20 protein-coding genes are annotated in these 23,198 nt (G+C 68.5%); 6 read left to right on the top strand and 14 right to left on the bottom strand.

Annotation, left to right across the window (positions count from 1 at the left end; all coding sequences use genetic code 11):
* Window positions 1-14: 14 nt before the first annotated feature.
* The 9 genes from AOM45_RS52160 to AOM45_RS17935 form a co-directional block, all read right to left on the bottom strand.
* The gene (locus AOM45_RS52160) at window positions 15-1,259 is read right to left on the bottom strand and encodes a hypothetical protein (RefSeq protein WP_063757044.1); all 1,245 of its coding nucleotides are present in this window, start codon (window positions 1,257-1,259) and stop codon (window positions 15-17) included.
* 21 nt (window positions 1,260-1,280) lie between these two features.
* Window positions 1,281-2,789, bottom strand: a complete 1,509-nt coding sequence (locus AOM45_RS17970) for an alkaline phosphatase D family protein (protein ID WP_030468135.1) — start codon at window positions 2,787-2,789, stop codon at window positions 1,281-1,283.
* 66 nt (window positions 2,790-2,855) lie between these two features.
* Complete coding sequence (locus AOM45_RS17965; RefSeq protein ID WP_051783548.1) at window positions 2,856-3,554, bottom strand: ESX secretion-associated protein EspG; 699 nt, start codon at window positions 3,552-3,554, stop codon at window positions 2,856-2,858.
* A gap of 1 nt (window position 3,555) precedes the next feature.
* A complete protein-coding gene (locus tag AOM45_RS50920; protein WP_030468137.1) occupies window positions 3,556-4,839 on the bottom strand; it encodes a PPE domain-containing protein in 1,284 nt (427 codons plus the stop codon).
* Window positions 4,836-5,444, bottom strand: coding sequence for a DUF3558 domain-containing protein (locus tag AOM45_RS17955; protein ID WP_030468138.1), 609 nt, complete (start codon window positions 5,442-5,444; stop codon window positions 4,836-4,838). The genes AOM45_RS50920 and AOM45_RS17955 overlap by 4 nt, the downstream gene beginning before the upstream one ends.
* Before the next feature lie 4 nt (window positions 5,445-5,448).
* Entirely contained in the window at window positions 5,449-5,754 is a 306-nt protein-coding gene (locus AOM45_RS17950; protein WP_030468139.1) for a PE domain-containing protein, read from the bottom strand.
* Window positions 5,755-6,242: 488 nt separating this feature from the next.
* Window positions 6,243-6,641 (bottom strand): DUF4233 domain-containing protein, encoded by a 399-nt coding sequence (locus AOM45_RS17945; RefSeq protein WP_030468140.1) that lies wholly within the window; start codon window positions 6,639-6,641, stop codon window positions 6,243-6,245.
* Complete coding sequence (folC, locus tag AOM45_RS17940; RefSeq protein ID WP_030468141.1) at window positions 6,638-7,975, bottom strand: bifunctional tetrahydrofolate synthase/dihydrofolate synthase; 1,338 nt, start codon at window positions 7,973-7,975, stop codon at window positions 6,638-6,640. The genes AOM45_RS17945 and folC overlap by 4 nt, the downstream gene beginning before the upstream one ends.
* Before the next feature lie 5 nt (window positions 7,976-7,980).
* A complete protein-coding gene (locus AOM45_RS17935) occupies window positions 7,981-10,608 on the bottom strand; it encodes a valine--tRNA ligase (protein WP_030468142.1) in 2,628 nt (875 codons plus the stop codon).
* A gap of 119 nt (window positions 10,609-10,727) precedes the next feature.
* Between AOM45_RS17935 and AOM45_RS17930 the strand changes: the two genes are divergently transcribed.
* Window positions 10,728-11,585: a hypothetical protein gene (locus AOM45_RS17930; RefSeq protein ID WP_030468143.1), complete on the top strand. Its 858-nt coding sequence runs from the start codon at window positions 10,728-10,730 to the stop codon at window positions 11,583-11,585.
* Between the two features lie 150 nt (window positions 11,586-11,735).
* Window positions 11,736-14,021 carry an FdhF/YdeP family oxidoreductase gene (locus AOM45_RS17925; protein WP_030468144.1) on the top strand — a complete coding sequence of 762 codons (2,286 nt, stop codon included), beginning with the start codon at window positions 11,736-11,738 and terminating at the stop codon, window positions 14,019-14,021.
* On the opposite strand, the gene AOM45_RS17920 is transcribed toward AOM45_RS17925, so the two are convergent.
* Both AOM45_RS17920 and AOM45_RS17915 read right to left on the bottom strand, forming a co-directional pair.
* Window positions 14,018-15,490 carry a glycoside hydrolase family 28 protein gene (locus AOM45_RS17920; protein ID WP_236703726.1) on the bottom strand — a complete coding sequence of 491 codons (1,473 nt, stop codon included), beginning with the start codon at window positions 15,488-15,490 and terminating at the stop codon, window positions 14,018-14,020. The two genes, AOM45_RS17925 and AOM45_RS17920, sit on opposite strands and share 4 nt — an antisense overlap.
* A 272-nt stretch (window positions 15,491-15,762) precedes the next feature.
* The gene (locus AOM45_RS17915) at window positions 15,763-16,326 is read right to left on the bottom strand and encodes a winged helix-turn-helix domain-containing protein (protein WP_051783550.1); all 564 of its coding nucleotides are present in this window, start codon (window positions 16,324-16,326) and stop codon (window positions 15,763-15,765) included.
* A gap of 72 nt (window positions 16,327-16,398) precedes the next feature.
* Here AOM45_RS17915 and AOM45_RS17910 point away from each other — a divergent pair, with 72 nt between their 5' ends.
* Window positions 16,399-16,983: a DUF2238 domain-containing protein gene (locus AOM45_RS17910; protein WP_030468147.1), complete on the top strand. Its 585-nt coding sequence runs from the start codon at window positions 16,399-16,401 to the stop codon at window positions 16,981-16,983.
* On the opposite strand, the gene AOM45_RS17905 is transcribed toward AOM45_RS17910, so the two are convergent.
* Window positions 16,928-17,419: a hypothetical protein gene (locus AOM45_RS17905; protein ID WP_051783551.1), complete on the bottom strand. Its 492-nt coding sequence runs from the start codon at window positions 17,417-17,419 to the stop codon at window positions 16,928-16,930. The genes AOM45_RS17910 and AOM45_RS17905 overlap by 56 nt on opposite strands.
* Window positions 17,420-17,480: 61 nt before the next feature.
* Entirely contained in the window at window positions 17,481-18,995 is a 1,515-nt protein-coding gene (locus AOM45_RS17900) for a phytoene desaturase family protein (protein ID WP_030468149.1), read from the bottom strand.
* 65 nt (window positions 18,996-19,060) lie between these two features.
* Here AOM45_RS17900 and fdhD point away from each other — a divergent pair, with 65 nt between their 5' ends.
* From fdhD to AOM45_RS17885, 3 genes are read left to right on the top strand one after another with little or no spacing between them, the layout of a single operon-like run.
* A complete protein-coding gene (fdhD, locus tag AOM45_RS17895; RefSeq protein WP_030468150.1) occupies window positions 19,061-19,888 on the top strand; it encodes a formate dehydrogenase accessory sulfurtransferase FdhD in 828 nt (275 codons plus the stop codon).
* Entirely contained in the window at window positions 19,875-21,005 is a 1,131-nt protein-coding gene (locus AOM45_RS17890; protein ID WP_063757046.1) for a CaiB/BaiF CoA transferase family protein, read from the top strand. Before fdhD ends, AOM45_RS17890 begins: the two co-directional genes overlap by 14 nt.
* 39 nt (window positions 21,006-21,044) lie before the next feature.
* The gene (locus AOM45_RS17885) at window positions 21,045-21,923 is read left to right on the top strand and encodes an alpha/beta hydrolase (RefSeq protein ID WP_035910444.1); all 879 of its coding nucleotides are present in this window, start codon (window positions 21,045-21,047) and stop codon (window positions 21,921-21,923) included.
* Here AOM45_RS17885 and AOM45_RS17880 read toward each other — a convergent pair.
* Complete coding sequence (locus tag AOM45_RS17880; RefSeq protein ID WP_030468153.1) at window positions 21,920-23,197, bottom strand: serine hydrolase domain-containing protein; 1,278 nt, start codon at window positions 23,195-23,197, stop codon at window positions 21,920-21,922. The genes AOM45_RS17885 and AOM45_RS17880 overlap by 4 nt on opposite strands.
* Window position 23,198 lies beyond the last annotated feature (1 nt).

The following is a 23,198-nucleotide window of genomic DNA, read 5'->3' as shown; positions in this document are numbered from 1 at the left end:
GCAAATATTTGCGATCAGCCTGCCGGACGCTTGTAGGTGATCGCCATCCGGAGCGGGTGCGACCGCCACTCGTTGACCGCCATCCCGGCGATCAGGCCGATGCCCTCGACGGACTCCGGTGTCGCGGGCGCGCTGCGGCTCGGCGACCCCGCCAGCGGTCCTTCCGTCGGCGGAGGCGAGAACTGGGCGACGGCGACCGGCTGCCCCTCGTGCTGTTGCACGGCCAGCAGCACGTGCGGGTTCGCCTGCTCCGCCTGGCTCTCGATCGGTTCGAGGGAGAGGTGCTCACCGCGTTCCGCCGCGACCGCGGCCATCCGTCCCGCCCACGCGAACGCTTCGTTCACGTCGTCGTCCGAGAGCTGGGCATCCGCTTCGGGCAGCGTGACCTGAACCAGATGTGTGCCGTGCGCGGTCATGTTGCCGTTGGTGGTGAACCGGTCGGGGATCATCGCTTCGCCGGACTCGACGTCGATCATGAGCATGTCGCGGAACCTGGTCTCCGCGAGCGGTGACCGGCCCATGAGGCCGCGGCCGAGCATCTCCTTGAGCTTCGGGTCCGTCATCCGCCAGTACGTCGTCTGCTCGCCGATCTGCAGGCCGACGAAGTCCTTGACCGGCAGGCTGGGCAGTGCCGTCACCAGCGTCTGGCCCGGCGCGACCGGCGGCGGTGGTGCCTGGACCTGGAACGGCGGCAGCGACCCGAACTGCGGGTCCAGTCGTGCCGTGCGGACGACGTGGTGCGCCCATGCGCGCACGCGCGACAACGGGTGGTCAGGGAACCTCGAGTCGTGGCGGGGATCGTCGCCCGCGTGGAACGGCAGCACGCCCTGCAGCTCCGGCGCGTACGGATGCGGCCTGACCCACTGGTCGAACCCGATCTCCGCCATCAACATCGCCTCGCGCAGGCCTGTCGTCCCGCGCTCCACCGCCCCGAGCTGCAGCACGGCGCTGCAGTTCGCCTTGGGCACGGTGAACGAGCAGAGGAACACCTGCCCGTTCGGCTGGTTCGGCAACGGCATCTTGACGATCCGCAGCAGCGCCGGCACTCCGGCGAGCTGGACGACGTGCGCCTCGATCAGGCAGCCGCTCTCGCCGTGGATCAGTGCGAGGTCGTGCCTGAGCTTGGGCAGGTCGTCCAGCCCGGCCGGCAGGTCCGGCACCAGGTTGTAGTAGGCCAGCTCGGCCTGGTCACCGCTGGGGTGCTGCCAGATGTGCTGGCCGAGCTGACGGAAGCCGGTGGTGTCGAACGAGATGGGCACGCACCGACCCTATTGCGATCGTCAGGCCGCCCTCAGCGTTTTGGACCAGAGCGAAGCGCCGGTCGCGTCACGCAGCCAGACCGTGAGCTCGTCCCGGCTCGCCTGCACCTCGCCGAAGTGCTGGAACCCGTCCAGCGGCGTGGTGTTGGCGGCCGGCGGGGCGTGCACGAAGACGGCCTCGGGGCCGAAGGTCGGGTCGAGCTTGTTCGGGCCGAACGCACCGGCGTGCAGCGGGCCGGACACGAACTCCCAGAACGGGTCGAAGTCGCCGACGGCCGCGCGCTCGGGCGAGTAGTGGTGCGCCGCGGTGTAGTGGACGTCCGCGGTGAGCCACACGGTGTTGCGGACGCGCCGCTTCTTGAGCTCCCGCAACACCCACGCGATCTCGTGCTCACGACCGTTGGGTGCGCCGGGCAGGCCGTTCGCGACGCCCTCGATGTCGGCGCCGTCGGGCACGGTGAGGCCGATCGGCAGGTCGGCGGCGATGATCTTCCACGTGGCGGTGCTGCGGGAGAGCGCGTCCACGAGCCACTTCGCCTGTGCCGCACCGAGGATCACGCCCGGCTGGTCCTTGGGCGAGGTGTTCTTGTCCTTGTAGGTGCGCATGTCGAGCACGAAGATCTCGACGTTGCGGCCGTAGCTGAACTTCCGGTACACGCGGCCGTCGACAGCCTTGTGCCGGTCGATCGGCATCCACTCGTGGAACGCCTGGAAAGCCCGCTGCGCCAACACGTCGACGCGCTTCTCGGTGTACTGCGGGAGATCGAGGATCTCGCCGGGGTACCAGTTGTTGGTGACCTCGTGGTCGTCCCATTGCGCGAAGACGGGGACCTGGGCGGCGAAGCGCTTGAGGTTCTCGTCGAGGAGGTTGTAGGCGAACTGGCCGCGGTACTCGTCGAGCGTTTCGGCCACTTTGGACTTCTCCGGCGTGACGACGTTGCGCCAGATCCGGCCGTCCGGGAGCGTGACGGACTCCTTCATCGGGCCGTCGGAGTAGACGCTGTCGCCACTGTGGATGAAGAAGTCGGGACGGCGGTCGGCCATCGCCTTGAAGATCGGCATGCCGCCGATGTCGGGGTTGATGCCCCAGCCCTGGCCCGCGACATCACCGGACCACACGAACCGCACGTCGTCGCGGCCGAGCGGGGCGGTGGTGAAACTGCCGGTGACGGGTTCGCTGCGGGTGCGTCCGTCGAGGTCCTCGGCCGTGACGCGGTAGTAGGCGGGACGGCCGGGCAGCAGGCTCGTGACCCTGACCTGGCCGGTGCCACCGGTTTCCGGCGTGAGCAACGGACCGCGGACGCACCGGGCGTGGCGGAACCTCGGGTCGTTGGACACCTCGACGAGCATCCGGGACGGGCGGTCGGCGCGGGTCCACACGATGGCGCCGTCCCGCGTGACGTCGCCGGACTGCACGCCGTGGGTGAGGATCGGTCGGCTGGTCTGCGCGAGGCCGATGCCGGACGGCACCAGCGCCGCGGCCGTGCCGAGTGCGCCTGCCTTGAACAACGTGCGACGGTCGAAGGTCATGCGCGGTTTGTAGTCCGCCGGTCTGACCGGCGGTGAAACCGGAAGTGAACTTCGACCGTCACAGGGTCACGTGAGGCGCTTGAGCCAGTCCGTGATGATCTGGCGCGACGCGGGCGTGGCGTGCACCCACGTCTGGTGGTTCTGGTCGGTGTACTTGACCACGAGCCAGCGGCCGTCCTCGAAGTCGATCGTGGTGAGGAAGGTCTTGGCCCGCTCCCTGCCCTCAGCGCCGCGCTTCGCCGCGTACAGCTTCGCCGTGCCCTTGCGGGGCTGGGCGAGCAGCTGGCGCAGCGACACCGACGGCGACGCCTTGCCCGGCTGGTGCACGTTGATCTCGGACGCGTGCACGTTGATCGACGCGCCCCGGCCGGCGGGCACGTCCGGCAGCTGCATCGCGAGAACCTCCGGCGCGTTCTCCGGACGGACCGGGTGCAGCTGCACGAATCCGTTGTCGTGCACGGCGAGCACGCCGTGTTGCCCGTTCGCCGCGACGACGACCGGCTTGGTCTCGCTCGGCGTGACCGCGATCCACGCCGAGTAGTCCCTGTCCGCCTTGGCGATCAGGTGCAGCGTGCCCCGAACGTCCGGGTGGTCCAGCCCGACCCTGCGCAGCTCGCCGATGACGTCGCGCTCGATGACAGCGCGCTCGTCCTCGGTCTCACCGGGCGAGTCGACGTGCAGCGCCGGGTGGTAGTCACCCAGCTTCTCCTGCTTCCACAGCACGTCGAACGCGAGGTCGGACAGCTGAATGGACGATCGCAGCACTTCACCCCCCGATCGTCGGCGGTGCGACCATCGGCATGTCACCGATGATCTCGTTCGTGTTCTCCTCGGTGATCAGGTAGTCGGCGGACTTGTGCTCGAGGTCGTCCTCGCCCTGCCCCTTCTGCCCGTGACCGCCCATGCCACCCGCGCCGGCAGCGCCACCACGACCGGCAGCACCGGCACCACCACGACCGCCCGCGTTGGGCCCGTGCTCGCCCATGCCACCGAACACACCGGACTTGCCACCGGGCTGCTGAGCACTGGTGCCACTACCGGTACCCGTGCCGCCGAGCCCGCCCATCTTGCCGGCGCCACCGGGACCGCCGCCGAACTTGCCGCCACCACCGGGACCGCCACCGAACTTGCCACCGCCGCCGGGACCGCGACCGGTGCTCTGACCAGCCGGGCCAGGACCACCGGGCACACCGATAGGCGGAATGCCCGCGTTCGGCGGCCGGTCGATCACGTTGCCGGCGGGCGGCTTGACGCCACCGAGGTCACCCGGCTTGTTGCCGCCACCGCCGCCGCCCCCACCGTCGCCGCCACCGGCCCAGCTGAGGTCGGTGCGGCCGCCGTTGTCGCCGCCGGGCGGGGTCCAGGTGGTGCCGGGCGGGCCCGTCGGGGAACCGGTCGGGTTCGGGAAACCGGTGCCGGTGTTGCCGGACGGGCGGCCGGTGCTGGTGTTCGTGGTCTTGTCCCGGCCGTCGTCACCACCGGTGTTGGTCACCTCGATGTTGAGGTTGTCCGCCGTGACGCCGGGGAACTCCTTGGGCAGATCGCCCCGGTTCGTGTTGCTGGCGCTCTGGAACTCCCGGTAGACCTTGCGGTTGTGCGACTCGTCGCTGTTGTAGCCGTTGACGGCGTCCTCAGCGTCGGTGTCCCAGGGCGTCACGTCGTCCCAGAAGCCGGTGTCCGGCTTCTTCTCCGGCATGTTCTTGAGCTGGGACTTGTTGTAGTTGAACTGGTAGACCTGGTTGGACAGCGAGTGGTCCGCCTGCCGCAACGAATCCTGCATCTGGATCATGGCCTGGTTGATCGGGTTGCCGGCGGCCTGCGCGGCGTCCGCGCTGGCGCCGGTCCACGCCTCCCCCAGCGTCTCGCCGACCCGCTTGAGCCGCGTCTCGATCCCGGCGTACGTGCGCTCGAGCTGAGCAGCGGCGTTGGCTCCGGCCTGCGCGCTACCGGTGCCGGGACCGCTGGTCATCTGGGCGTAGATCTCGTGCCCGGTGAACCCGTCAGCACGGGTGTTGTCCTGGGTGAAGCAGCTGGGCGCGGGCCGTGTCATTTCGCACCTGCCTTGATCGTCGTGATGGCGAGGTTCGCGAACTCGGTGACAGAGCCACACGGGTCGGCGAACCGGGAACTGCCTTTGACACTCTGGAACGTGAAGAGGATCGCCCTGTCGTCGGAGGCTCCGACGGTGAGCTCACAGCTGCCGCTCGAACGCTGGTCGACGGCGAGGGTGAGCACAGCCGGGTAGCCCTGGACGGCGGGCTGCGGCTCGAACACCGCATAGGTTCCGTTGTCCTTGTTGCCGTACACGGAGTCGAGGTTCGTGCCGGCGGGCAGGATCACCAGAGCGGGAGCGGCCTTCGCCGCGGTGCTCGCGCCGAGCCAGGAACAGGCAGGCCCAGGAGCAGTGGTGTTCACCTTGCCGGCGACGCCCGGCATGCCGTAGGCCTCGATCTGGGCAGGCTTGACCGCACTGCACGGATCAGCCTCGAAAGCCTTCAGATCGAGCGGGTTCTGAACCTTCGGCGCTCCGCCGCTGCTGCTGGTGCTCGTCGGCTGGGTCGCGGTGGTCGGCGTACCGGTGGTACCGCCGCCGGTGCTGCATCCCGCCAGGATTGCGAGGGCGGCGGTGCCGGCGACGATCGTTCGGATGCGCAACAGCTCAGTCCTTCGGCTTGAGGTTGGCCTGGTTGCCCTGCTCGGTCTGCTCGTACTGAGCCAGAGTGGCCTTGAGGTTGTCGATCCGGGCAGTCAACGTGTCCTGGAGCTGCTGGTTCGACTTCTGGTGCATTTCACCCGCGGTGGCAGCCCAGGTCGCGTAGACCTGGCTCGGCATGTCGCGACCGGCGCCCTTGACCGCCACCATCGCGTTGCCCGTGGTCTTCGCGTCCATCAGCTCGTCGCGGATCGACTCGTACTCCTTGATGGCCGCGCGCAGCGTGTCGAGATCGACCTTGGTTCCGCTCATCCCCAGTGCCTCCCCTGCAGATTCGTGCGCCTTGCAGCATAGCGCCAGGCCACGGCCCTCGTCCCGGTTTCAAAGCACGATCGGGTGAACCACGCGAAGTGTCACCGAGGCATTGCGACGACTAAGGGTACGAAGTGCGGCATGCGTCGTTCTTTGATGCTTTTCGTCAGCGCCGCAATGCTGCTCGCCGCCTGTGCGCGTCGCCCAGGCCGGTCGCGGCTGCCGTCGCGGGCAAGGGACTGAAGTGGGCCCCTATTGCTGGTGTGACGCGCTCAAAGATGACGTTCTCGCGGGCGCATTGAGATCAGCCGACGTCGCACGGGTCGCCACGGACGAGTTCTACTGCCAATTTTCGGTTCGCGGGCACAAGGCGAGTGGAATTTACAACGGCCTTTCCGTTTATCTCTCGCCTCACGAACCCGAGAACCCCGCATTCGACTGACCACGCCGATGCCGAGGGGGTTCGTCGAGCCGAACTCGTTGATGGCCTACGACGAGGCCTGATCCGCCTGCTGCGCGGGCAGCCTGCCCTCCGCCATGCGCTTGAGCAGGTCCTTGCGCAGCCACAGCATGTAGATCCACACGAGGCCGAAGATCACGCCGATCACGCCCAGCGCGGGCAGCAGGAACCACGTGGCGATCAGCAGGACGTGCAGCGCCACCACGGCGGGGATGGCCCAGGGGCGGCGGACGAAGGCGCACATCGCGATGAACACCGCGATGAAGCCGAACGCCACCCAGCCCACCAGCGTGCCCACGCCGCCGTGCAGCTTCGCGATCACCGGGAGGGCCAGGGCCACGACGATGACCTCGAGGATCAACGTGCCGGCCATGATGCCCCGGAACGCCTTGAGCGGGTCCTTCTTCAGAGGGGCCGGGGAGGTCATGCCGGCTCCTTTCCGAACAGCGCACGGGCCTCGCCCGCGGTGACGACGGAGCCGGTGACGATGACGCCGCCGCCGGACAGCTCGTCCTCGGTGAGGTGGATGGCTTCCTCGACGGCGTCCACGAGGCGCGGGCGCACCTCGAAACGGTCCTCGCCGAAGATCGGCACGGCCAGACCCGCCAGGACGTCCGGGTCCATGGCCCGCGGCGAAGAGTTGGTGGTGATCACCAGTTCCTGCACGACCGGTTCCAGGGCCGACAGGATGCCCTCGGCGTCCTTGTCGGACATGACGGCCACGACCGCGACGAGCTTGCGGAAGCCGAACTCCGACTCCAACGCCTGTGCCAGTGCCGCGGCGCCGTGCGGGTTGTGCGCGGCGTCGACGAACACGTTGGGCGCGGACCGGACCCGTTCCAGGCGGCCCGGGTTGATCACGGTGGCGAAGCCCTCGCGGATCGCCTCCACGTCGAGCTGGCGGTCCGGGCCCGCGCCGAAGAACGCTTCGACCGACGCCAGCGCCAGCGCGGCGTTGGCCGCCTGGTGCTCCCCGTGCAACGGCAGGAAGATGTCCTCGTAGATGCCGCCGAGGCCCTGCAACGTGATCAGCTGGCCGCCCACCGCCACCGACCTCGACACAACGCCGAACTCGCTGCCGAAACGGGCCACCGTCGCGTCGACCGACGCCACTCGTTCCAGGATGACCTTCATGACGTCGGGCGTCTGCTCGCCGACGATCGCGACCGAGCCGGGTTTGATGATCCCGGCCTTCTCCACCGCGATGTCCTCGGGACGGTTGCCCAGGTACTCGGTGTGGTCCAGTCCGATCGGCGTCAGCACGGCGATCTTCGCGTCCGCGATGGACGTCGCGTCCCACGTGCCGCCCATGCCGACCTCGACGACCGCGACGTCGACCGGCGCGTCCGCGAAGGCCGCGTACGCCATGCCGGTGAGCACCTCGAACTTGCTCATCCGGATCTCGGACCGCGAGTCGACCATCGCGACGTACGGCTCGATGTCGCGGTAGACCTCGACGTAGCGCTCCGGGCTGATCGGCTGGTTGTCGAGGCTGATCCGCTCGGTCGCGAGCTGCAGGTGCGGGCTCGTGTACCGGCCGGTGCGCAGACCGATGCGCGTGAACAACGCATCGGTCATGCGCGACGTCGACGTCTTGCCGTTGGTGCCCGTCAGCTGAACGACCGGGTAGTTCGTCTGCGGGTCGCCCAGCACGTGCGCCAGCGCCTTGATCCGGTCGAGCGACGGCTCGAGCTTGGTCTCGGGCCACCGCTCGTTGAGCTCGTTCTCGACGTCGAGGAACTCGTCGAGGTTCGTGTCCACTGTGCTTACGCCTCCGGCAGCGCTGCCAGGCGCTGGTTGATCCGCTCGATGTCGGCCTCGGCCGTGGCCTTGCGCTCCTCGATCTTGGCTTTGACGTCGGCGGGCGCCTTGGCGAGGAACGCCTCGTTGCCCAGCTTCTTCGTCGTGCCCTCGAGCTCCTTCTGCGCCGCGGCCAGGTCCTTCGCCAGCCGCTTGCGCTCCGCCGCGACGTCGATCGCGCCGGACAGGTCCAGCTCGACCCTCACCGCGCCCTTGGGCAGGCCGACCTCCAGCGTCGCCGAGACCGTGAACTCGTCAGTCGGCTCGGTCAGGCGCGTCAGCGAACGCACCGCGGGAACCTGGTCGGTCAGGCCGACGCAGCACGCGCCGCGGACCTTGCCGACGACCTTCTGGCCCGGCTTGAGGCCCTGCTCGGAACGGAACCGGCGGATCTCGGTGGCCAGCTTCTTCAGGCCCTCGATCTGCGCCAGGGCGTCGAGATCGCGCTCGGCACCGGACGCCTTCGGCCACTCCGCGACGACGAGCGACTCCTCACCGGTCAGCGCGGTCCACAGCGTCTCGGTGATGAACGGGATCGACGGGTGCAGCAGGCGCAGCAGCACGTCGAGGACGTGGCCCAGGACGGACTGCGTGGCCTCGGCGCGGCCGTCCGCGATCTGGACCTTCGCGATCTCCAGGTACCAGTCGCAGAACTCGTCCCACGTGAAGCTGTACAGCGCCTCGCAAGCACGCGAGAACTGGAACGCCTCGAAGTTGGAGTCCACAGTGGACACCAACGCGTCGAGCTCGTCGAGGATCCAGCGGTCGGCCGCCGTCAACTCGTCGCGTGAAGGCAGCGGACGAGCCACCGTCGCACCGTTGGCCAGCGCGAAACGGGTGGCGTTCCACAGCTTCGTGGTGAAGTTGCGCGAACCGGCCGCCCACTCCTCGGCGACGGCCATGTCCGAACCGGGGTTCGTGCCGCGCAGCAACGTGAACCGGGTGGCGTCCGCGCCGTAGCGCTCCATCCAGTCCAGCGGGTCGATGCCGTTGCCCTTGGTCTTCGACATCTTCTTGCCGTACTGGTCCCGGATCAGGCCGTGCAGGAAGACGTGGTCGAACGGCTGCACGTCGTCCATCGCGTACAGGCCGAACATCATCATCCGGACGACCCAGAAGAACAGGATGTCGTAACCGGTCGACAGAACCGACGTCGGATAGAACTTGCGAAGGTCCTCGGTGGAGTCCGGCCAGCCCAGCGTCGAGAACGGCCACAGGCCCGACGAGAACCAGGTGTCGAGGACGTCCTCGTCCTGCCGCCAGCCCTCGCCGGAGGGAACCTCCTCGTCCGGTCCGACGCAGACGACCTCGCCGTTCGGGCCGTACCAGACCGGGATCCGGTGCCCCCACCACAGCTGACGCGAGATGCACCAGTCGTGCAGGTTGTCGGTCCAGTCGAAGTACCGCTTGTTCAGCTCGGCCGGGTGGATCTTGGTGCGGCCGTCGCGGACGGCGGCCGACGCCTTGGCGGCGATGCTCTCGACCTTGACCCACCACTGCAGCGACAGCCGCGGCTCGATGACCGTGTCGCACCGCGAGCAGTGCCCGACGGCGTGGACGTACGGCCGCTTCTCCGCGACGATCCGGCCCTCCGCGCGCAACGCGGCGACGATCGCCGGACGTGCCTCGAACCGGTCGAGCCCCTCGAACGGGCCGTGTGCGGTGATGGTCGCGCGGCCGTCCATGATCGTGAGGTTCGGCAGGTCGTGGCGCTGGCCGATCTCGAAGTCGTTCGGGTCGTGGGCCGGCGTGACCTTGACCGCGCCGGTGCCGAACTTCGGGTCGACGTGCGTGTCCGCGACGATCGGGATGCGGCGGCCGGTCAGCGGCAGCTCGACCTCGGTGCCGATGAGGTGCTGGTAGCGCTCGTCGTCCGGGTGGACGGCGACCGCGGTGTCACCCAGCATCGTCTCGGCGCGCGTGGTCGCGACGACGATCGAGTTCTCCCCGTCGCCGTAGCGGATCGAGACGAGCTCGCCGTCGTCGTCGCTGTGGTCGACCTCGACGTCCGACAGCGCCGTCTGGCAGCGCGGGCACCAGTTGATGATCCGCTCGGCCTGGTAGATCAGGCCGTCGTCGTACATCTTCTTGAAGATCGTCTGGACGGCGCGCGACAGCCCCTCGTCCATGGTGAAGCGCTCGCGCGACCAGTCGATGCCGTCGCCGAGCCGCTTCATCTGGTCGAGGATCTTGCCGCCGTACTCCTCTTTCCACTCCCAGACGCGCGCGACGAACTTCTCGCGCCCGAGGTCGTGCCGCGACAGGCCCTGCTTGGCGAGGTCGCGCTCGACGGCGTTCTGCGTCGCGATGCCGGCGTGGTCCATGCCCGGGAGCCACAGGACCTCGTAGCCCTGCATGCGGCGGCGCCTGGTCAGCGCGTCCATCACGCTGTGGTTCATGGCGTGGCCCATGTGGAGGCTGCCGGTGACGTTGGGCGGGGGCAGGACGATGGTGAACGGCGGCTTGTCGCTCTTGACGTCCGCCTCGAAGTAGCCCCGGTCGACCCACCGCTGGTACAGCTCCGCCTCTACCTCCGCCGGAGTCCACGCGGCGGGGAGGTCAGGACGCTGGGTTGCGGTGTCGAGTTCAGTCACAGCTGACGAGTCTACGGAGCCGGGGGTATCGACTTGAAACGAGATACCTGCTAACGCGGTGGCAACCCGCGGGAGCCCGCGAACGTGTGAGGTCGTATCGGAGCTTTCCTGGGGGGAACGTGCAGTACGACATCGACGACCATCCCGATCTGAAGGACGCGGCGTGGATCCGCGCGGCCAACAGGCGGGCGAAACGCGAGATCCGCAGGCAACGGAGGCAGGCACGGCTGCGCAGGCACGGCGGCAAGATCGTGTCCGGGATCGCGCTGCTCGTCATCGGCGCCGTGCTGTTCGGGTTCTACCTCACCGGCAGGTTCGACCAGGTCTCGCTGCCCGACGTGAAACTGCCTCCCACGGGCGTGAACGTCGAGGTCCCGTTCGCGAGCACACCCGCGGAGCAGTGGCCGGAGGGCGAGAAGGGCATCGTCGTGCCGGACGCCAACCCGGCGTACGAGCAGGTGCGGCAGGCCCTCATCGCGTCCCGGATGGACCCGGCGATGCTCACCGAGCACAAGCCCGACCGGTTCCTCGCGATGCTGGCGCCGGAGGTCCGCGAGCACGTCGCGAAGAACCTGCCCGGCTGGACCACGCGCCTCAAGCAGGGCATGAAACTGCTGCCCGGCGGCATCCGCGTGTCCGGGAAGATGACGCTCGGCGAGAAGGACGGCTATCCGGCCGTGACGGCGGACTACGTGTTCGCGTACGCGTTCGAGCCGCCGGAGCCGAAGAAGCTCCTCGACCAGATGGAGATGGTCGCGGCCGTCCGCGAGCAGGTGACGTACGCGATCACCCCCGAGGGGCTGTGGCCCTCGGACTCCAAGGGCTTCCAGTACTCGATCTCGTGCACGGCGGCGCGGGAGGGCTACCTCGCGCCGCAGTTCGTCGAACCGCCGAAACCCGACCAGGGCCTTCCCGGCGACCGGCGCAGGTACTTCTCCACGGACGGTCAGATGCCGACCGAGAACACCTGCGAATGATCACCCTTTCAGAGGTGCCGGGCGGGAGTGACCCCGATCACAATTGACCGTCACGGACCGTTCAACCCCTTGGGGCCCGTGACGGGCGACGCCGCCGCGTTCTTCGGGGGCGCTGGCGGCGCCGACGTCGATCAGCGAAGAATGAACCCCATGAGCAGCAAGCCCCCGCAGCACGACGTCGACGAGTCCGAGCTCGAAGTCAGCACCCCCAAGACATGGGCGGCGGGTATTCCCGGTGTGCTCGTGTCGCTCGACCGCGCGGTCGAGCAGATGGGCGTGAGCCGGACGGTCAAGACGTTGCGCCTGCTCAACCAGCGCGAAGGTTTCGACTGCCCCGGTTGCGCGTGGCCGGAGCCGCAGGGCCACCGCAAGATGGCGGAGTTCTGCGAGAACGGCGCCAAGGCCGTCGCGGAGGAAGCCACCAAGCGGCGGATCGGGCCCGAGTTCTTCGCCGAGCACTCGATCGAGAGCCTGCGCACGAAGACCGACTACTGGCTCGGGCAGCAGGGCCGGCTCACCGAACCGATGGTGCTCGAGCCCGGCGCCACGCACTACACGCCGATCGGCTGGGACGCCGCGTTCATGATGATCGCGGACGAGCTGAACGCCCTGTCGTCGCCCGACGAGGCGATCTTCTACACGTCGGGCCGCACCAGCAACGAGGCCGCGTTCCTCTACCAGCTGCTGGTCCGCTCGTTCGGCACCAACAACCTGCCGGACTGCTCGAACATGTGCCACGAGTCGTCGGGCTCCGCGCTGAACGAGACCATCGGCATCGGCAAGGGCTCGGTGTCGATCTCCGACTTCGACCGCGCCGACCTGATCGTGGTCATCGGCCAGAACCCCGGCACGAACCACCCGCGCATGCTCAGCGCGCTGGAGGACGCCAAGAAGAACGGCGCCAGGATCATCGCCGTGAACCCGCTGCCGGAAGCGGGCCTGATGCGGTTCAAGAACCCGCAGAACGTCGCGGGCGTGGTCGGCCGCGGCACGGCGCTGTGCGACGAGTTCGTGCAGATCAAGGTCGGCGGCGACCAGGCGCTGTTCCAGGCGGTCGGCCACCTGCTGCTGTCGTGGGACAAGCTCGACAAGGACTTCATCGCCTCCAAGACGCACGGCTTCGAGGCCTACGCCGAGAGCCTGCGCGAACTCGACTGGGACCGCGTGCTCACCGCGACCGGCCTCACCCGCGAGCAGATCACCAGGGTCGCCGGCATGTTCGTCGACTCGCAGCGCACGATCGCCTGCTGGGCGATGGGCCTGACGCAGCACAAGCACAGCGTGCCGACGATCCGCGAGGTCGCGAACGTCATGTTCCTGCGCGGCATGATCGGCAAGCCGGGCGCGGGCCTGTGCCCGGTGCGCGGCCACTCGAACGTGCAGGGCGACCGGACCATGGGCATCTACGAGAAGATGCCGGAGAAGTTCCTGCTGGCGCTGGAGAACGAGTTCGGCATCCAGGTGCCGCGCAAGCACGGCTTCGACACCGTCGACGCGATCAACGCCATGCGCCACGGCCGCGGCAAGGTCTTCATCGCGATGGGCGGCAACTTCGTCAGCGCCACCCCGGACACCCCGGTGACCGAGAAGGCGCTGGAGCAGTGCTCGTTGACCGTGCACGTCTCCACGAAGCTCAACCGCTCGCACGTGGTGCACGGCCGCACCGCGTTGATCCTGCCCGCGTTGGGCCGCACCGAAAGCGACGTCCAGCACTCCGGTGAGCAGTTCGTGACGGTCGAGGACTCGATGTCGGTCGTGCACCGCTCGCGCGGCCGGCTCAAGCCCGCGTCCGACCAGCTGCTGTCCGAGGTCTCGATCATCTGCCGGCTCGCCCGCAAGGTGCTCGGCTCGGCGCACCCGGTGGCGTGGGAGGAGTTCGAGAAGGACTACGACGTCATCCGCGAGCACATCTCTCGTGTGGTGCCGGGGTGCACGGACTACAACACGCGCGTGCGTCAGCCCGACGGTTTCGTGCTGCCGCACCCGCCGCGCGACTCGCAGGAGTTCGCGACGACGACCGGCAAGGCGAACTTCACGGCCAACGAGCTGACCGTGATCGAGGTGCCGCAGGGCAGGCTGCTCATGCAGACCCTGCGCAGCCACGACCAGTACAACACCACGATCTACGGCCTCGACGACCGCTACCGCGGCGTGAAGGACGGACGGCGCGTGGTGTTCGTGAACCCCGATGACATCGCACGGCTGGGGCTCTCCGACGGTCAGATGGTGAACATCGTGTCGGAGTGGAAGGACGACCCGACGGGCGTCGTGGAACGCCGCGCCGAGTCGTTCCGGATCGTCTCCTACCCGACCGCGCACGGGTGCGTGGCCACGTACTTCCCGGAGGCGAACCCCTTGGTGCCACTGGACTCCAAGGCGGACATCTCGGGAACTCCGACCTCCAAGTCGGTCATCGTGCGGCTGGAAGCGGCCTAACAGCCTTCGGTGGAGCCGGTCGCCGTCACGCGCGGCGACCCGCTCCCCCGCACGCAGAACCCGTTGACGTTCTGGAAGACGAAGTCCGCGGGGCTCTTGCCGCCGCGCTCCCAGGCGAAGCCGTCGAACGTGATGTCGCTGGAGCTGTTGGCGATCACGGCGGGACGGCCGTCGTCGCTGGTGAACGAGACTCCGCCGCCCTGGAACCTGATGCGGTCGGCGTAGCGGACGTACCAGCCGTACGCGGGCCTGGTGCCGATGCTGTTCGGGTTGTAGTTCTTGCGGTCGTTGCTCGGCGGGTTCGTCGACGTCGTGCCGTTGCCACCCGGCACATTGATCTTGACGTTGGTGAACGTCACGTCGGTGACGTGGCCGTCGACGTCGCCCATGATCGTGGGGCTGAACGACGGCGAGGCACCGTTGATGGTGATGTTGTCGTAGGTGATGTTCTTGATGGTGCCGACGCCGGGACTGTTGCCGCAGCGTTTGCGGGCGCCGACCTTGAGCATGATCGGCGACCGCACACCGCTGACGGTGATGTCCCGGTAGTGCACGTCGGAGATGACCGACCCGTCCATCGACACGAGCCCGAGCCCGGACTTGTTGGAGCCCTTGACGTCGATGCGCTGGAAGTCGTAGCCGGTGAAGTCGCCGCACGTCTCGGAGCCGAACATCAACGCGTTGCAGCACTTGGCACTGAGCTTGGTGTCGTAGACCTTCACGTTGCCGTTGGACAGCTTCTGCCCGAGGGCGTAGTCACTCTTGAACGCGAGCGCGTCGTCGTTGGCCGCGAAGTTGCCGTTGGTGATCGTCACGTTGGTGGTGCTGATGACGTTCCAGCCGTCGCGGTCGCTCGCGGTGTCGATCGTGAGCCGGTCGGAGACGACGTTCTTGCACCCGTTGATCAGCATCGCGAAGTGGCCGCCGCGCCGCAGCTTGATGCCGCTGACGGTGAGGTTCTCGCAGCGCGTCAACGAGATGATCTTGTCGGCCTCGCCGCTGTCCGGGTTGCCGGTGATCAGCGCGCCACCGCCGTCGATGGTGCCGGAGCCGACGAAGCCGATGTTGGTCAGCCGGTCGCCCCAGATCATCGCGTTGCGGAAGTGGCTGTGCCCGTAGTCCTGATACTTGTCGTTGGGGTTCGGCTCGGGCTTGTCGTAACCGCCACCCTTCGCCCCCATGATCGTCGCACCGGCGTCGAGCTGGAGCGTGACGTTGCTCTTCATGTGGATCGACTTGGGCGAACGGTAGGTGCCGGACGGGAACCGGACCGTCCCGCCACCGGCCGCGTTCGCCGCCGTGATCGCCCTGTCGATCGCCGCCGTGTCGCTGGCGCTGCCGTTGCCGACGGCCCCGTAGTCCTTGACGTTGAAGTCCGCCGCCGGTGTCTGAACACCCTGGGCGGGGTGTGCGAGCACTGTCGTGGCGAGCAGTGCCGCCGCCACCGCCGCACCGAGCCTGGAGAACACACGTGCCTCCCGATGAAAGGTGTTGAAAACCTTTACAGCGGCGGCGAGGTCACACGTTACGCCGGTCGAACGCGTCCGAACAGCCTCCAGCGGCGAGGCCCTGAGGCGAGCACGCCCGCGCCACCCCGGCGCTCCGACTTGGCAGCGACTTCCTCAGGTGTGCGAACGAGCCGGTGAGCTGCCGCATCGCCCTCCAGGTCATCCCGTCGTTGCTTCGCGATAGCAAACGCTTGATCGTGAGGTAACACGACAATTCCCCTATCTTGTGACAGTTACTCGTGTTCAGGCGCCACGGTGACGCCCAGGAACAACCGGACCGGACGAGAACCCTCGGGACGCAGGGACGGGTCGTCCGCGCGCTCCTTGTACTTGCGCAGCAACGCCTCCAACTCGGCCTTGTACTCGGCGAGTTCTTCGACGGTCAGAAACTTGACGCTGTCGATGGTGCCGACCGAGTCACGCCATTCCCACGGCAGCAACTTGCGTGCGATCAACCGCTCGCGGAGCATCTCGAACTGCTGGTCCACGTAAGCCAATGCGGCCGCCTCGGCGGCCATCGCACCTTCGGGGTCGAGCCCGTCCGGCGAGATCGCCTCACGCTTCTTCGCGATCCGCCACGGCTTCTGCCGGCCTGGGCTCTCGACCTCTTCCACGAAGCCGTACTTGGCCAGCATGTTCAGGTGGTACGAGCAACTCGCGACGCTCTCGTCGAGCCGCTCCGAGCACTGCGTCGCGGTCTGCGCGCCCTCTTCCGTCAGCAGGTTGATCAGCTTCCACCGGAACGGGTGCGAGAGGGCTCGCAGCGCCTTGGGGTCGCGTATGCGGGGCTCGGTCATGACACCACCGTACGCGTAGCAAGAAGTCTTTAGCAAGCTTCCTTGATATATAAATCCTGATATAAAAGCCGCATGACACGGGGGCCGCTGTGGTTGCTGGGGGCGTTCGGAGCACTGGTCGCGGTGACGTGGATCGACCCGCCGTGGCCAGCCGAGCAGGCGTTGCACAGCTCGTTGACGGCGGTGGCACTGGTGGCGCTGTGGCTGCTCCGCAAGCGCCTCGACACCGCACAATGGGCGTGGGCGCTGACGTTCCTGGCGCTGCACACGATCGCGGCGCGCTGGATCTACTCGTTCGTCCCGTACGACGACTGGACGGACGCACTGTTCGGCGTGCGGCTGTCCGAGGTGTTCTCCTGGGACCGCAACCACTTCGACCGGCTCGTGCACTTCGCGTACGGCGTGTGCGTGACCGCGGTCCTGCGGCAGAAGTGGTTGCGGTCGCTGGAGATCGTGCTGGCGACGAGCGCGCTCTACGAACTGCTCGAGTGGGCGATCGCCATGACGCTCGCCCCTGATCTCGCCGAGGCCTACAACGGCCAGCAGGGCGACATGTGGGACGCCCACGCCGACATGGCGTTGGCCGCACTCGGCGCGTTGGTCACCAGTCTGGCGAGTTCCGTGCGACGGCGGTCACCAGCGGCAACGACTCGATGACCGGCACCCGCAGCAGTTCCGCGGGCACGTCCGGGTCGCGCACCGGTTCGACGAGCTCCCGCAGCAGCGCGCCCACCACGTCGTCCGCGGTCTGGTCGATCTCGTGGATCAGGTCGCGCAGCTGGTCCGCCGCCTCGTTGAGCACCCGCGGCCGCTGGGGTTCCTCCAGCATCAGCGCCGCGAGCCGCAGCACCCGGCGGCACGTCCGCAGCCGCAGACTCCGGCTCGCCGACTCCCGCGCCCCGGCGAGGCCGAGCCGTCCTCGGGTCCGCTCGATCCACGGCTCGACGGTCTCGCGGCGCCAGATCGGGCCGGACGCGAGCTCGGCGTCCGGCTCCGGGATGCCGTGCGAGCGACGCTTGCGCCACACGGCCACCAGCTGCCGGCTGAGGCCCATGGCGTCAGCGATCTCTGCGATTCCGTAGAAGTCCCCCACGCGGACAACTGTAACCATAGATGACGGCGTCTGTCATCCTAAATGTCACGGTAAAAATGTCTCAAATGCGTTCGAGAACCGCCCGCGCCGCGTTGTGGCCGCCGATGCCGCTGACCCCACCGCCCCGCCGGGACCCCGCGCCGCAGACGAAGACGTTGTCGTCGCCCGTCTCGACACCCCACCTGCCGACCTCGTCGTCGGTCTCGGCGAACGGCCAGTCGAGCTCTCCGTGGAAGATGTTGCCACCCGGCAGGCCGAGCTCTTCCTCCAGGTCCAGCGGCGTGCGGGCCTCGATGCACGGCTCGCCGTCGGCGTCGACGGCGAGGCAGTCCTGGATCGGCTCGACCAGGTGCGCGTTGAGCTGGTTCAGGTACCGCTGGACGAGCTCGTCGCGGAGTTCGGTGTTGCGACCCTCGAACAGTGAGGCGGGCAGGTGCAGACCGAACAGCGTCAGCGTCTCGTGGCCCGCGAGCGACGACCCGAGGATCGACGGGTCGGTCAGCGAGTGGCAGTACATCTCGCCCGGCAGCACCGACGGCACCTGCCCCGCGACGCTCTCCAGGTACGCGGTCTCCAGCTGGTCGTACGACTCGTCGAGGTGGAACGTGCCGGCGAACGCGAGCCGAGCGTCCACACCGGACTTCAGCTCCGGCAGCCTGCGCAACAACATGTTGATCTTCAGCTGACAACCGGGCGCGTCGTGAACTTCCTCGCCCCGCAACCGCCCCAGCACCGAAGGGGCCACATTGGACAGCACGAACCGCGCTTCGAAAGTCTCGTCGCCGCACACCACCGACACGGTCTTGCCGTCCGTTTCGATGGACGTCACCTCGGCACCCGTGACGATCTGGGCGCCGGCCTCGCGCGCCACCCGTTCCAGCTCGGCGGTGACCCCGCCCATGCCGCCCACGGGGACCTTCCACTCACCGGAACCGTTGCCGATCACGTGGTAGAGGAAGCACTTGTTGGCGCGCAACGAGTGCAACGACGAGTGCGTGCCGATCAACGCGTCCGTGGCCACGACACCGCGCACCAGGTTGTTGTCGAAGAGCTCCTGCAACGTCGCGCCGATCGGCCGTTCGAAGACCTGCTCCCACAACCGCCCGCGCGCCACCGCGTCGACGTGCACGCGCAGGTGTTCGCGTGACACCAACGGCTCCAGGAGTGTCGGCGCCAGAGCAGCGGCCATCAGCTCCAGGTCCGCGTACCAGCGCTGCCACCGCTCCCAGTCGTCCAGCGACCCGCAGACGGCCTCGAACGACTTCACGGTCGCCTCGCCGGGCGAACGCTCGACCAGCAGCCCGGTCTTGCCGTTCGGCGTGTACGACGACGCGGCCCGCGACCGCAGCTTCAGGTTGAGCCCGAGATCGGACACGATCTGGTCGGGCAGCAGCGACACGAGGTACGAGAAGCGCGAGAGCCGGGCGTCGACACCCTCCCACGGTGACGCGCTCACCGCCGCCCCGCCGACGTGCGGCAGCTTCTCCAGCACCCTGACCGACTTCCCCGCCCGCGCGAGGTACGCGGCCGCCACCAGCCCGTTGTGGCCGCCTCCCACGATCACGACGTCGTCCATGCCCCGAGATCCCTCCCACGTAGCCTGGTCGGTGGGGAACATAGCGGTCCGAAGGAGATGTGCACATGGGCCGAGTGACGGTGCGCCGAGCGGTCGAGCGGGTGTCGTCGAGCGGTCGGCGCCGCAGGGTCGACGCGCTCGCCGCCGAGGAGCCGCTGGAGCTGAGGGTCAACGGGAAGGCGTTGGCCGTCACGATGCGCACTCCCGGCCAGGACGTCGAGCTCGCGCACGGCTTCCTGCTCAGCGAGGGTGTCATCGGGTCGGCGGAAGACGTCTCGGTCGCCCGGTTCTGCGAGGGCACCGGGCCCGACGGCATGAACACCTACAACGTGCTGGACGTCGCGCTGGCCGACGGGGTGCCGCCGCCGGACACCGGGGTGGAGCGGAACTTCTACACCACGTCGTCGTGCGGGGTCTGCGGGAAGGCCGCGCTGGACGCGGTGAAGCTCAAGACGCGGCACTCCCCCGCGCTGGACGACGTCAGAGTCACGCCGGACGCGCTCACGGGGTTCCCGGACGCGTTGCGGGAACGGCAGAAGGTCTTCGAGAGCACGGGCGGGCTGCACGCGGCCGGGCTGTTCGTGAACGGTGAGCTGCTGGTCGTGCGGGAGGACGTGGGCAGGCACAACGCCGTCGACAAGGTGCTGGGCTGGGCGGTGCTGCAGAACCTCGTGCCGTTGCGCGGCGCGGTGCTGATGGTGTCCGGGCGGGCGTCGTTCGAGCTGGTGCAGAAGGCGGCGATGGCCGGGATTCCGGTGCTCGCCGCGGTGTCGGCGCCGTCGTCGCTCGCCGTCGAGCTCGCCGAGGAGCAGGGCATGACGCTCATCGGCTTCCTGCGCGGCGACTCGATGAACATCTACACCGGTGGGGAGCGCGTGCTTGAGACCGCTTGACGGTGTCGTGGTGGTGAGCCTGGAGCAGGCCGTCGCCGTGCCCTACGCGACGCGGCTGCTGGCCGATCTCGGGGCTCGCGTGATCAAGATCGAACGGCCGGGCGTCGGCGACTTCGCTCGGCACTACGACTCGGCGTGCGGAGAGGTGTCGTCGTACTTCGCGTGGACGAACGTCGGCAAGGAGTCGGTGTCGCTCGACATCAACCACCCCGACGGCCGCGAGGTGCTGGACCGGCTGATCGCGCGGGCTGACGTGCTGCTGTGCAACCTGTCGCCCCGCGTGTGGTCTCGTCTCGCGCTGGAGCTGCCGGAGACGTTGATCGTCGGCGAGCTGTCCGGTTACGGCTGGGACGGCCCGTACGCGGACCGCAAGGCGTTCGACGCACTGGTGCAGTCCGAGGCCGGGCTGGTGTCGCTGACCGGAGAGGGTGACGTGGTCGCGCGGGCCGGCATCTCGGTCGCGGACATCGCGGCGGGCGTCCAGCTGCACGCGGCGGTGCTGGCGGCGTTGTTGCAGCGGTCCAGGACGGGTTCGGGCACGCGGCTGCGGCTGTCGCTGTTCGGGGCGATGGCCGAGTGGATGCACCAGCCGATGCTCTACGCGGCCGGGACGGGTGCCGCGGCGCCGCGGTCGGGTGCGCACCACCCGAGCATCGCGCCGTACGGGCCGGTGACCTGCGCGGACGGCGCCGTGCACCTGGCCGTGCAGAACGACGGCCAGTGGCAGCGGCTGTGCGCGATGATCGGGCTGGCGGCGGAGGAGAGGTTCGCCACAGTGGCGTCCCGCGTCCAGCACCGAGCGGAGCTGCAGAAGATTCTCGAACAGGCCTTTTCGGACCTCACCGCGACCGAGTTGCTGGCCGCTCTGGACCGGGCCGACGTGCCAGCCGCGCTGACCCGCTCGATCACCGAACTGCCCACCCACCCGCAGCTCGACACGTGGGTTGACGTGCAGGTTCCCGGCGGAACGGCCCGCATGCTGCCACCTGCGACCGAGGGCTTCGAGTGGTCACCGGGTGCGGTGCCCGCGCTCGGCGCGCACAATGATCGCGTGTTGCGCTGGCTGGGTTTTTCGGACGAGGAACTGTCCTCCTTACGCGTGCGTTCCGTCCTCTGAGAAGGAAACGAGGAACGGTGCCCACGCGATGAGGTGAGCATGGGGGAACCGAGGTACAGCCGCCGCACACTCCTCGCGGCGATCGGCGCGGTCGTCGCGACGGCCGCAGGGGTAGCGACGTACGTGTCGTCGTCCACCGCCGCCGAGCAGCAGATCGCGACGGCGGAGGGCCTCAGCCGGACGCCGGCGGCCAAGCCGACCGTCCGCTTCGAACGCGTGTACTCGGCCGCACGCCACCGCGACGTCACCCTCACCTTCTACCTCCCGACCGGCGCGAGCACCCGCGGCCTGCCGATGTCGATCCTCCTGCACGGCCTGCACGGCGACGCCCGGCACGCCAACGCGGGCGATCTCGCCGGCGTCCTGACCTCTGCGGTGGCGAAGGGCTCGGTCCCGGCGTTCGGCTTCGTCGCGGTCGACGGCGGCGACAACTACTGGCACGAGAACGTCCCCGGCGACGACCCGATGGCCATGCTGCTCGACGAGATCCCCCGCTGGCTCAAGGAACGCGGCTACGGCGAGCCGTTCGCGGTGACGGGCGTGTCCATGGGCGGCTTCGGCGCGCTGCTGTACGCCCGCCGTCGCGCCGAGCGTGGCGACCCGATCGCGGCCGCGGCGACCGTCTCCCCCGGCCTGATCACCACGTGGCCGGAGATGGCCAAGCGCAGGGCGTTCAAGAACGAGGCCGAGTGGACGTCGCTGGACCCGTTGCGCCACCTCGGCTCCACCGGCCCGACCGCGCTCGGCGTGTGGATCGGCGACCACGACCGGTTCATCGAGGGCACCCGCCGGTTCATCCGCGAGGTGCGGCCCGAGGTCGGCACGGTGAAGCCCGGCGGGCACGACGACGAGTTCTACCGCAAGGTGACCCCGGACGTCGTGCAGTTCCTCGCGAAGTACGCGAAGCGCGCTGTTTAGACGCGCACGGCCACGCGGCCGTAGTGCAGCCACTTGACCCTGTCCTGCTCGTCGCGTCCACAGAGGACGACCACGGAGTGGTGCCCGCCTTCCTTCTCCACGGCGATCAGGGCGTCGTCGCGGAACCCGGTGTACTCCTCGACCACGTCCTCACCAGCGTCGGGCACGGCGCGCACCTGCACCGTGCCGTGCTCGGTCGCGGTGACGTGGACATCGGCCCGCACGGCCCGGTAGACGCCGGCCACCTTCTCGACGTCGACCGGGACGGGCACGGCAGGCGGCTCCGGGCGGGTCGGCAGACTGATGTTCGCCAGCTCTCCCAACACCTTCTCGTGCACCGCCCGCATGACCGGCGCGGGCGCTCCCCCGTTGGTGAGCACCGCGATCGCGAGGCCGCGCTCCGGAACGACCCGCAGGGACGACTGGAAGCCCGGCGTCTGACCGGTGTGCCCGAGGCCGGTGATGCCGCCGTCGTACTCGTGCAACATCCAGCCGAGACCCTGCCTGCCGCCGTAACCGAGGTCGGGGAGCACGACCTGGGTCTCGCGCATCGCGTCGAACTCGGTGGTGTCGAGGTGCATCCGCACGAACGCGAGCAGGTCCCGCGCGCTCATCGCGAGCACCGACCCGGCCGGTGAGTCGCCCTCGGGTGTCTTCTCCTCCGTGGGTTTGAGCTCAGCGCCCACGTGGCCAGAGGCGCACGTGTGGCCGTCGTACTCGGTGTGGCGCGTGGCGGCGGGCAGACCTAGACGTTCGATGAGACGTTCACGCAGAACCGTGTTGAAAGGCTTGCCGCGCAACACTTCCACGATCCGGCCGAGCACCACGTAGCCGGCGTTGCAGTACACGTACAGCGCGCCGGGCGGAGTGGTCTGCGCGGTGTCGGCCATGCGCTCGATGTACTTCACCAGCATGTCGTCGCCGTTGCCGGTGTCGTGGTAGAGGTCGCCCTCGAACCCCGCGGTGTGGCTGAGGAGCTGACGCGGCGTGATGACGCGCGCGGCCTGCTCGTCGGCCAGCCGGAACTCGGGGACGACGTCGCGGACCGGGCGGTCGAGGTCGAGCAGGCCCTCGTTCACCAACTCCTGGACGAGCGTCGCCGTCCAGATCTTGGTGATCGACCCGATCTGGAAGATCGCGTCCGACGTCACAGGCTCGCGTGTGACGTTGTTGAGCACACCTGCTGCTATGTCGACGATTTCGCCGTTGTGCAGCACGGCCACTTGAGCACCGACGACACCGTGTTCGTCGATCAGCTCCTGCAGGTCGATCATC

The sequence above is a fragment of the Lentzea aerocolonigenes genome (assembly GCF_000974445.1).
Classification (GTDB): domain Bacteria; phylum Actinomycetota; class Actinomycetes; order Mycobacteriales; family Pseudonocardiaceae; genus Lentzea; species Lentzea aerocolonigenes.
Note: the sequence above shows the minus strand (reverse complement) of the source record. Positions and strands in the feature narration are given on the sequence as shown.

What these genes read in the sequence shown, in the direction of transcription:
- AOM45_RS17970 (WP_030468135.1), bottom strand. Translation starts at nt 2,789, where the DNA reads ATGACCTTCGACCGTCGCACGTTGTTCAAGGCAGGCGCACTCGGCACG.
- AOM45_RS50920 (WP_030468137.1), bottom strand. Translation starts at nt 4,839, where the DNA reads ATGACACGGCCCGCGCCCAGCTGCTTCACCCAGGACAACACCCGTGCT.
- AOM45_RS17950 (WP_030468139.1), bottom strand. Translation starts at nt 5,754, where the DNA reads ATGAGCGGAACCAAGGTCGATCTCGACACGCTGCGCGCGGCCATCAAG.
- AOM45_RS17945 (WP_030468140.1), bottom strand. Translation starts at nt 6,641, where the DNA reads ATGACCTCCCCGGCCCCTCTGAAGAAGGACCCGCTCAAGGCGTTCCGG.
- AOM45_RS17925 (WP_030468144.1), top strand. Translation starts at nt 11,736, where the DNA reads ATGAGCAGCAAGCCCCCGCAGCACGACGTCGACGAGTCCGAGCTCGAA.
- AOM45_RS17915 (WP_051783550.1), bottom strand. Translation starts at nt 16,326, where the DNA reads ATGACCGAGCCCCGCATACGCGACCCCAAGGCGCTGCGAGCCCTCTCG.
- AOM45_RS17910 (WP_030468147.1), top strand. Translation starts at nt 16,399, where the DNA reads ATGACACGGGGGCCGCTGTGGTTGCTGGGGGCGTTCGGAGCACTGGTC.
- AOM45_RS17900 (WP_030468149.1), bottom strand. Translation starts at nt 18,995, where the DNA reads ATGGACGACGTCGTGATCGTGGGAGGCGGCCACAACGGGCTGGTGGCG.
- fdhD (WP_030468150.1), top strand. Translation starts at nt 19,061, where the DNA reads ATGGGCCGAGTGACGGTGCGCCGAGCGGTCGAGCGGGTGTCGTCGAGC.
- AOM45_RS17885 (WP_035910444.1), top strand. Translation starts at nt 21,045, where the DNA reads ATGGGGGAACCGAGGTACAGCCGCCGCACACTCCTCGCGGCGATCGGC.
- AOM45_RS17880 (WP_030468153.1), bottom strand. Translation starts at nt 23,197, where the DNA reads ATGATCGACCTGCAGGAGCTGATCGACGAACACGGTGTCGTCGGTGCT.